Genomic DNA, 8,494 nt, shown 5'->3' with positions numbered 1-8,494 from the left:
CCCCGGGGCCGGGGCGGGATCGGCCGCCTCCCGGCCGGGGCCGGGTGAGCTCCCGGCCGTCGGGCCGCGGTCCCCCTGCCCGTGCGGCTCGGGGCGCCGCTACAAGGCGTGCCACGGCGTGCGGCGGCGCCCTGCGCCCGTCCTGCGGCCCTTCGCCGGCCGGGCCGATGAGCCGGATCTGGTGGCTCTGCGTGAGCTGGTGCCCAGCGCGACCGCCCCGCTGACGCTGGCCGCCGGTCACCTCCAGGAGCATCCCGAGCACGCCGGCCGTTCCATCGTGCTCAGCACGATGCTGCCGCAGGCCGTGCCTGCGCTCGTCCGGGACAACGGGGAGATCCTGCTGGCGATGCAGACCGGTACCGTCAGCGACGACGCGGGCGCGGACATCGCCCGGGCGTTGCTCGAGGCTCTCGACGCGGATCCCGGCACGCCGGTCATCCCGCGGCCCGCCCCGGCGGGAAGCGCGCGGGCGGACGGCGGCCGGGCCGCTCCGACCCTGGTGGACCTGCTGGATCCCGCGCCGCTGGACATCACCGTCCACGCCGGGTTCACCTGGTGGCTCCCGCCGTCGCAGGACGGTGGCAGCCCGGATCCACAGGTTGTGGCCCTGCTGGAGCGGGCGAACGCAGCCGTGGTCCCGACGGCCCGGCTGACCTCGGTGGACGCGGCCTACTGGTGCCGCCCGGGGGAGCGGGCGCATCTGCGCTGGGTCCAGCCGTACGACGAGGAGCCGCTGTTGGACGCTCTCACCCGGCTCGCGGCGGCCAATATTCTTACTGTGGGTGACGGATCCCGTTTTGTCGGTTCGCTCCGGGTGGACGGCCTGGTCGTTCCGGTGTGGGATCTGGCGCCGGACGCCGACGCGGCGAGCTGCGAGGAAGCAGCCGCTACGCTGCGCGATCAACTGGAAAGCGCGGTTGCCGACCGTACCCCGCTCACCCCGGCGGAACGCCGGGTACGCGCCGGTGTGGTCGGCCGGACCCTCACGCTGCGCTGATGCCGCCCGGCCCGCTCGACGACCTGCCCGGCTTGTCCGACGACCTTCCCGGCCCGTCCGACGACCTGCCCGGCTCGCTCGGTTCTCCCGGCGCGCCCAGTTCGTCCGGCCCGCCTGACCGGCCGGTGGTTGGCGAGGCCCGGCCGTCGACGGCACAGGACGGGCATGATCGCACCGCTACCGCTACCGCTACCGATCGGCTGGGGCCGGCCGGTGGCATGTTCGACGTGGTCGTCGTCGGTGCCGGTCCGGCGGGGGCCAGCGCCGCCCGCGCGGCGGCCCGGGCCGGTGCCACCGTGTGCCTGCTCGAACGCGCCGAGCTGCCCAGGTACAAGACCTGCGGCGGCGGCCTGGTCGGCCTGTCGATCGATCATGCCGGTATCGACCTGTCACGGCTGACCCGCGCGAGCGTCGACCAGCTCACGGTCGCACTCGACGGCCGGCTGGTGCGTACCCGCCGTCGGCCGGGCCGGCCGATGCTGTCCATGGTGATGCGCTCGGAGTTCGACCGGGCGCTGGTCGGGTCGGCTCACGCCGCCGGGGCGGTCATCCGGACCGGCGTCCACGTCACGGGAATACGCGAGCACGATGCCGTCGACGGCCACGGCATCGCGGCCGGCCGTGTCGTGGACGGTCATGTTCCGGACGGCCGGGTCGCGGTGACGGTACGCGGTGGCCCGGACGTCGCCGCGCGGGTGGTCATCGGCGCCGACGGCACGTCCGGGCGGGTCGGCACCTATGTCGGGGTCCGTCTCGACCAGGTCGACGTCGGTCTGGAGGGCGAGTTCCCGGTCGACGCCGCAGTGGCACGCCGCTGGGCCGGCCGGATGCTGATCGACCTGGGCCCGGTACCCGGCTCGTACGCCTGGCTGTTCCCGAAGGGTGAGATCCTCACCGTCGGTGTGATCGGCTCACGGGACGATGGCGGCGCCCTGCGCGCCTACTACGCCGACGTGGTGCGCAGGCTCGGCCTGGACGGGGTGACGCCGCTGCACGATTCCGGGCATCTCGCGCGGGTGCGGGCCGTGGGCTCGCCGCTGCGCCGTGGCCGGGTGCTGGTCGCCGGGGACGCGGCCGGCCTGCTCGACCCGTGGACGCGGGAGGGGATCTCCTTCGCGCTGCGTTCGGGGCGGCTGGCCGGGGAGGCGGCCGCGCGCGCCGCCGCCGGTGAGCCGAGCGCGCTGGGCGACTATCCCCGCCGGGTGGAGGCGGCCCTCGGCCCCGAGATGGACGCCGGTCGTGAGGTGCAGGCGGTCTTCGCCCGCCGTCCCGGCCTGTTGTACGCGTCCCTGGCCGTTGTCCCGGGCGGTTTCGGCCTGTTCGGACGGATGTTGGCGGGCCGTTCCACGGTGGCCAACCAGTTGCGCCGGCCCGGCGTCCGCGCGTTGACGGCGGCCATCACCCGCTGAACGCCCCAGGCAGCCCAGGGCACGTGCCGCGGGACGCCCCCGCGGCACGCCGCCGCATGCCGGACCGGAAGCTCGCGGATGGCCGCTGCCCGGCCGGCGCCGCGGGCCCGCCGGCCCCTACCGGATCCGCCCGACCAGCTCCACCGGTCGGGCGGGAGCCCTGGAAGCGGCCGGCGCCCCGGGTGCCCCGGACGCCTGGCCGGGTGTCTTCCGGCTTTCCAGGCCGAACCTCTCGGCGACCGCGCCGGCGATTTCCAGAAAGGCCTTCCTGGTCGCTTTCCGCATCTCTTCGAGGAGAATGTTCCCGCCGACGGCCAGGTGCGGGTCGTAAGGTACCCGGACAACCCGGCGGGTGCGGGCGGCGAAATGCTGTTCGAGCGCGTCCAGATCGACCGACTCCCGGTTCATCGGAAAGGTCGATATAACCGTCACCGCGTTCTTCACCTGCGCGGTGTACCCGTGCGCGTCCAGCCAGTCCAGGGTGGCGCTGGCGGAGGAGCCGCCGTCCGCGCTGGAACTGCTCACGACCACCAGCGTGTCGGCGAGCTCCAGGATGGCGGGCATGGCGCTGTGCAGCATTCCGGTGCCACAGTCGGTCAGCAGGATCGAGTAGTACCGTTCCAGAATGCCGTCGACGGCCATATAGTCGGTGTCCGTGAACGCCTGGGACAGTTCCGGGGAATTGGCGGAGGCGAGTACCTCCAGCCGGCTGGCGGCCTGTGACAGATATCTGCGGACGTCCACGTAACGGCCCACCGAGCCGGCGTTGTCGAGCAGGTCCCGGACGGTGTTCTCGGATGCCCGCGGCACCTTGGCCCCGAGCGTTCCACGGTCGGGGTTCGCGTCGATCGCCACGATCCGGTCGCCGCGCAGGCTGGCCAGGGCCGAGCCCAGCCCCACCGTGGTGGTCGTCTTGCCGACGCCCCCCTTCAGGGACATCACCGCGATCCGGTGGCAGTCGTTCAGAGGAGCGCTGATGTGCTCGACCAGCAGGCGGTGGCGGGCCTCGTCGGCGGAGAGCCCCGGGTTGACCCTTCCGCCGGAGATTCTGCAGAGAACCCGGCGCCAGCCCCGGGTGGGGACAGCCGGCCGGGCCGGCAGCAGTGCGCTGGTCATGAGCCGGCCGGGCGTACCGTCCTGCGGCACCGGCCGCTGGGGTTCCCCGGGATTTCCCGCGGCGGCCGGGCCGAGTTTCGCCGCTGCCGCGCCCGGATCACCGCCGGGGGCTTCCCGGTTGTTCCGCTCCGCGGGTGCACCGGTCACCTGGAATTCGTTGTCGGGCGGCCGCCGGCTGTTTGTTCCCGCGAGTCCACCGGTCACATGAAAATTGCTGTCGGGTGGCCGCCGGTTGTTCTGCTGGCCGGCCACCGCCGGCCGGGGGGCGGGCGGCGGCGCCGGATATTCGCTGCTCGGATAAGGGCTGCCGGGGTACGGGAAAGCCGTTCCGGCCGGGCCGGGGAACGGCTGGCCGGGCCCGGGCCGGTGCCCGCCGCGCGGGCTGTCGCCGTCCGGGAACAGGGGATTCCCGCCGGGGGCGGTCGGGAACGGCGCGGTGGACGGGCCCACCGGCGGTTCCGCTGGCGGTGGCGGCGATACGGGTGCCGGGTGCTGCGTGGACGCCAGCGTGTGCGGCAGATGGTCCTGTTCCCGCGGCCCCCGTCCCTGGGTGCCCTGCTCCTGCCCTCGTTGGTCCTGCTCCGGGTGGTTCTGGCCGGGCGGCGGGCCGGCATGGTCGTGACCGGCGTCCGGCGGCTCGGGAGGGCGCCGGGCATCCCCGGGGCGTGCCTCGTGGCGGAGGGGGACAGCGCGTGTGCGACGGTCGCTCGACGGGTGCGGCGGCACGCTGATGAACGTGTCCTGGTCGAACAGCGGATCGTAGGTCGGCGGTTCGAACCAGGGCCGGCCGTTCGCGGCCGGCGCGTCCGAGGCCGCCGGGCCGGCCGGCCCGGCGGTGTTCGTGACAGTGCCCGCCGTGACGTCGTCCACCGCGGTGTACCTGTCCACCACGGCGAAACCGCCGGGTATGCCGTTCGGCACCGGCGGCGTACCCGGGCCGGAGGAGCGCCAGGACGAGGACGACCGGTAGGCCACCTCCGACCACGCGCTGGTGAGCGGGTCGAAGCCGCGTTCACCACCGGGTGGCGCGACGGGCGGCGGCGCCGCCCGCGGCGGTGACGGGGCCGGTGCTCCTGGCGGCCCTGGCGGCCCTGGCGGCCCTGGCGGCCCTGGCGGCCCGGCAGCCTCGGCGCCGGGGGAGCCGTTCACACTGATGCGCGGCGGTGTGAGGCCGTTCATCGGCTGCGGATCCCCGGTGGCGCCGGCCCGTCGCCCGGCCTCCTGCCGTGGCTGCGCGGTGTACGAGATCTCCCTGGCGTACGAGGCCCCGTTCAGGGTCTCGTTGCCCGGCTCGACCGGATCCGGCGGCGGGCAGGAGCGGGACGATGACGGTGACATCGACTGTCACTCCCCCCGATCGGTTCGCGTCCACGGTGCACTACATCCAAATCCAACTACATTGACATATCAGCCTGTTCGGTTACCCGATCAGGGGCCGCGGATAGGCCTGGACGCCGGTGACACGCTCGCGGGAGTCCGTCCGGCTGGTCTCCTGCCGTCCCCACCAGCCGATGTGCGCCGGACACGGCTCAGGACGACATGTCGGTCCGCGCGTCACCGTCACCGGTGCCGGTGACGTCCGCCGCGCCACTCCCGCCCGTGGTATGGATCTTGCCCGTGGTACGGGTGCCGTCCGCGCTGGCGGTGCCGCCGCTGATGTTGGTGATACCCCTGATGCCGGTGTCATCACCGTCGCCGTGGCTGGCCGGGGGAAGGGACGCTCCGCCGGTGCCCAGTGCGGCCGCGGCCGCCGCCGCCAGGACCCAGCGGGCCGGCTGCCCCAGCCGGGCCGCGGCCCGCCGCACGTCGTCCCATTCGGGCTGGGCGGTGACGGCCCGGCCGCCGGCAAGCATGCCGATCTTCACGGCGACGGTCTCGCCGCCCACGTCCACGGTGCGGAAGGCCCGGTCCAGGGCCCGCTTGCGCACCGTTGTCTCGCGCAGGCCGAGGGTGGGAGTGTGCAGGAAGACCAGCCGTCGGACGGCGTCGGCGTGCGTCGCCCGGACAAGCACCGACAGGGTGTGCGCCGGCCGGCCCTTCTTCATCAGGATCGGCGTCAGCCAGACGTCGCGGGCGCCCGCCGCCAGGAGCACGGCCATGATCTCCGGCCAGGCGCGCGGGTCGAGGTCGTCGACGTTGGTCTCGATGAGCAGTTCGTCGACCGCGCCGGGGGTGCCCGTGCCGGGAGCCTCCGGGACGGCGGCATCCGGCACGGGACCGTCCGGCGCCTCCCGCGGCGCGAAGCTGTCCGGCGCCTGGGAGTCCTGGGAGTCCTGGGAGTCCAGGGAGCCCAGGGAGCCCAGGGGTGCGCGGGAAGGCGGAGTGCGGGGAAGGTGCGCGCGGACGCCGGCCATCGGGACCGGGACCGGCGGGCCTGGCCGCGGGGCGTGCCCCACGACCAGCCGGACGATGTTGGGCCGGTCCGGGATGTCACGCCGGCCGGCGCCGACCCCGACCGCCAGCACCCGCATCGGCGGGAGCGGGCCGGACGCGTCCGCGTGGGCCGCCACGAGCGCCGCCCCGGTCGGCGTGCACAGTTCCACGTCCACCGGCCCGCCGCGGCCCGGCAGCCCGGCGGCCCGCAGCAGCTCCAGCACGGCCGGGCCGGGTACCGGCAGGACGCCGTGCTCGGTACGGGCCGATCCACCACCGAGCGCCACCGTGGACACGACGAGCTGGTCGAGGCCGAGCGCGGCGATCCCGGCGCAGACGCCGACCACGTCGGCGAGCGCGTCGAGCGCCCCGACCTCGTGGAAGTGCACCTCGTCGGCGGGGATGCCGTGGACGGCCGCCTCGGCCTCGGCCAGCGCGGCGAAGGTGGCCAGCGCGCGTTCACGGACCGTGTCGGCCAGCGCTGCCCGGGCCAGCAGCCGGCGGACGTCCGGCCAGGTACGGCGGGGATGCCCACCGGCCGGCCCGTCGAACCGGCCGTCGTCGCCATGGCCGTGATGATGGCGGTGCCCATGATGATCGTTGTGTGTGCCAGGTCTGGTGCCGGAGGCGGCCGCGGTGCCTCCGACGCCCTTGTCGACGTTCCCGTCAGCGTCGCTCCTGTCGTCGCCACCGGTTTCAGCGATATCGCTACCGGTGATCACACGGACGCGGGTGGCCGCCAGCCCCGCTCTGGACGCGGTGCCGACATCCAGCCGGACGGGGAGACCCAGCGCCTCGACGGCATCGCCGATCACCCCGGTGGGCCGGCCCGTTCCGGCGAGCGCGCCGGTCAGGGCGCCGAGCAGCATGTCCCCGCTCACCCCGCTGGACAGGTCGAGCCATCCGATCCGGAGCTGCCCGGCGGCGGGATCCGGCCCGGCCGGCCGGGCGGGCCGGGGGCCGGTGGACGGCGGTCTGGCGTCGGTCATCAGCAGGTCGGCCCCGAACGGCGGGTCGGGCCCGAGCGGGACACTCGAGCCACACGGAATGATCATCGAACGGTACGAACGGTACGGGTAGGACGCGAGAAAGACGGTGCGGGAACGCACAGGAACATGCAAGAACATGCAAGAACATGCAGGATGACGCAAGAGGGACAAGGCCGTCCCGCCGGCACGCCGGCACGCCGGCAAACCCGTCCGTATATCGTCCGGACGGTTTCCCGAATCATCCTCTGATCATTTCTGGACTGATCATTTCCGGATTATCGCCGGATCGCCCGTCCGGATCACTCGCTCGGGCCGTTCGTCCGGGCCACCGCCCGGTGGACGCCGGTCCGGCACGGACGGCCGTCCGGGCACTGACCTGCGCGATCGGGGATCCCAGGCCGGCTGGCGACTCGCCGGGCACGCCACCGACACTCCCGAGCCCCGCGGACGTCCTAACTGGCCGGTGTCCTTCACCGACCGGATTCCTCACCGGTTGGAGGATGGCCCGTGGGCAGCGCGGCCACCGCCCGCAGGACGTCCGCTGGCGTTATCGGGTCCACGACCTGATCGGTGCTGGCCGCGGCGGAACCGTTCCGGTCCGCGGATCCCCGCTCTCCGGACCACAGCGCGACATGTTGACCACGGCCCGGTGGTGGTCCCCACCGGGCCGGTGGCACCGGCCCGAACAGCAGTACGGACGGCGTCCCGTAGGCGGTCGCGAGATGGCCTACCCCGGTGTTGGCCGCGAGCAGCAGCGACCCGGCGGCCACCAGCGCGCACAGCTCGGGCAGGCTGGTCGATCCGGCGAGCACGGCCGCGGGAGGCAGCCCGGCCTCCCGCGCGACCGTCCGCGCCAGTTCCGTCTCCTGCGGGCTTCCCGTCACGACCACCTGGTGACTGTTGGTGGCGAGTGCCCGCGCCACCAGCGCCCACTGCCGTGCCGGCCAGCGGCGGACCGGGTGCGCGCCACCTGGATGCACGATCGTCGCGCCGCCGACGACCGGGGGGACGGCCGGCCGGGGCAGGAAGAGGTCGTCCGGGTCGCAGGCGACTCCGTGTGCCTCCATCAGCCGGCACCATCGCGCCACCTCGCGTTCCTCGCCGGCCTGGCGTTCCCAGGGGCCGCCGCGGTGCTCCCGCGGGGCGTGCCGCCTGTTGCCGGGCGGGGTGTCCAGGTCCCAGGACACCCCGCCCGGCAGGTCGAAGGCCCACAGCTCCGCGGGCGCCGTCGCGCGCAGCGCCATCGTCGAGGCCGGTCCCCGGCCGTGCAGGTTCACCGCCAGCGCCGGCCGCTGGACAGCCACCGGGCCCAGCTTCGGCGTGTCCACGACACCGTCGACCGCCCCGGACAGCAGCGCCACCGGTTCCAGCCACTGTGGCGTGGCCAGCAGGATCCGCGCGTCCGGCCGGGCCCGGCGCAGGCCGCGCAGCGCGGGCAGGGCGGTCAGCAGGTCACTGAGGCCGAGGGCGCGCAGCGCGACGACCGTTCCGGCCGGGCTGCGGCGGGAGAGCCGGTAACGACCGCTGTCACGACTGGTCACAGGTAGGGATTCTCCAGTGAGGGGGATGGTGGGACGCACGACGCTCCGTCCCGATTGGTCCTGTCCCGA

General features: G+C 74.3%; 5 protein-coding genes. 2 read left to right on the top strand and 3 right to left on the bottom strand.

The genetic code is table 11. The features are described 5' to 3' along the window. The coding region (locus NBW84_RS19685; protein WP_250286273.1) for a DUF5926 family protein at positions 1 to 997 on the top strand (997 nt) is incomplete at its 5' end. Between the two features lie 218 nt (positions 998 to 1,215). Beyond that, complete coding sequence (locus NBW84_RS19680; protein ID WP_250286275.1) at positions 1,216 to 2,406, top strand: geranylgeranyl reductase family protein; 1,191 nt, start codon at positions 1,216 to 1,218, stop codon at positions 2,404 to 2,406. 117 nt (positions 2,407 to 2,523) lie between these two features. On the opposite strand, the gene NBW84_RS19675 is transcribed toward NBW84_RS19680, so the two are convergent. From NBW84_RS19675 to NBW84_RS19665, 3 genes are all read right to left on the bottom strand, one after another. Then, positions 2,524 to 4,860 (bottom strand): nucleotide-binding protein, encoded by a 2,337-nt coding sequence (locus tag NBW84_RS19675; protein WP_250286271.1) that lies wholly within the window; start codon positions 4,858 to 4,860, stop codon positions 2,524 to 2,526. Positions 4,861 to 5,051: 191 nt separating this feature from the next. After that, positions 5,052 to 7,022, bottom strand: a complete 1,971-nt coding sequence (gene larC / locus NBW84_RS19670) for a nickel pincer cofactor biosynthesis protein LarC (RefSeq protein WP_250286268.1) — start codon at positions 7,020 to 7,022, stop codon at positions 5,052 to 5,054. Positions 7,023 to 7,354: 332 nt separating this feature from the next. Next, complete coding sequence (locus tag NBW84_RS19665; RefSeq protein WP_250286266.1) at positions 7,355 to 8,425, bottom strand: glycosyltransferase family 9 protein; 1,071 nt, start codon at positions 8,423 to 8,425, stop codon at positions 7,355 to 7,357. Positions 8,426 to 8,494 lie beyond the last annotated feature (69 nt).

Source organism: Protofrankia sp. CiP1_Cm_nod2 (genome assembly GCF_920664355.1).
Classification (GTDB): domain Bacteria; phylum Actinomycetota; class Actinomycetes; order Frankiales; family Frankiaceae; genus Protofrankia.
The sequence above is the reverse complement of the archived record's forward strand: the minus strand, read 5'-3'. Positions and strand labels throughout refer to the sequence as shown.